The organism is Vibrio sp. 10N.222.48.A3, from assembly GCF_041475345.1.
Lineage (GTDB): Bacteria > Pseudomonadota > Gammaproteobacteria > Enterobacterales > Vibrionaceae > Vibrio > Vibrio tasmaniensis_A.
This window is the reverse complement of the sequence record NZ_JBFRVX010000103.1, coordinates 2,432-3,754: the sequence shown is the minus strand read 5'-3', so window position 1 is coordinate 3,754 and position 1,323 is coordinate 2,432. Positions and strand designations below refer to the sequence as shown.

Here is a 1,323-nt window from a genome sequence, read left to right as displayed (position 1 = left end):
CTGCCCGGTGGCAGATTATTGATCACACTAGCACCTGTCATCTTCCTTCCCGCACTGGCGAGGTTTCGAGTCAAGCTAGGCAAAGGGAAAAGGTCAGGATCTGGGAATGCTGATCCAAAAGGAATAACCCCCTCTGCCGAACTCGATTTCAAAAAGTCGAATAAGCGATCATTAATGGCTTTCTTTTTGTGTACTAACGGCAGTTCATAATCAACGCCGTCCACACGTGGTGCAACAAAGTAGCCCGACTGAGGCTTAGCGATGATCCACCCTTCGCTTTCTAACAATTGGTAGGCTTGTAAGACAGTACTATTGCTGACGCTGTAATTGCGACAACTCATGCGGACGGAAGGGATCTTTTCTCCTGAACGCCACGTGTTGTTCGCTATCTGAGTTCGAATATCCTTTGCAAGCTCTTCATAACGCGCCATCTAATTGTACTACCTAGAGAAATTCTAATAAGCCTGAGATTTTATCACTAACGTTAACAACTATTGCTGCTATCCATATGATTGAGCCTAATTTCTATAATAGTGTGAATTGGTTCACAGATAACTTTGTATGCTTTGCTAAGTTTGTAACCAAGGCGAGAGCCAAGTTCGTTCTACGCCTCTATAATTTGATGTAATCCAAAAAACATGCGAGATAAAAATGAAAAAAATAGAAGCAGACCAGTTAAGTTATAAAGGAGAGTCAAACGGTGTTCATAGTTGGACAACACCGAGTGGCCAGCCATATTACTGGCACCCAGACTGGCTCCATATCGCTGAAGATGCAACAGGCTCACATCCAAAGCAGGAGATCGACGTCGATCAAGACCAAGCACCAACTGAGAAACACGCGGTGTCTGCTATTCTGAAACACCTAAACCAATGGGCATCAGACAAACTAGCATCTCACCCAGACATTGAAACCAACTCAATTGAATCTGAAATCAATCTGAAAAAGTAATTTGATTAGAGGTAAGTAGTCGTCAATCACTCTCGACTTTACTCAAATATATCGACTGAATAGTCTCGTATTTCAACCGGGACTATTCAAGTGTCTTCATAAAAACTGCCGTAATAACACCCATCTAGCTAACAATTATCTAACACAAACCAATTTTTTGTATCATTCAACAAAAGCTATCGATAGAATCCCCGACCTTATTCACACTCGCTATACTAGCCATACATACCTACCAACCTCGTGAATTAATACACAAAATACGTATTCGTAAACTTAGGAATAGTTGCGAGACCTTAAGATGAAAATGAACAAAGGCTTATCGATGGATACTTCAAATTACAATCAATCGCTAACGACTCAATTATACGTCAT

2 protein-coding genes are annotated in these 1,323 nt (G+C 41.3%); one reads left to right on the top strand and one right to left on the bottom strand.

The window, feature by feature from the left end; all coding sequences use genetic code 11:
* The coding region (locus AB4653_RS03905) for a GntR family transcriptional regulator (RefSeq protein WP_372103380.1) at nucleotides 1-431 on the bottom strand (431 nt) is incomplete at its 3' end.
* Between the two features lie 220 nt (nucleotides 432-651).
* Between AB4653_RS03905 and AB4653_RS03900 the strand changes: the two genes are divergently transcribed.
* Entirely contained in the window at nucleotides 652-951 is a 300-nt protein-coding gene (locus tag AB4653_RS03900; RefSeq protein WP_009847048.1) for a hypothetical protein, read from the top strand.
* The last annotated feature ends 372 nt before the right edge of the window (nucleotides 952-1,323 follow it).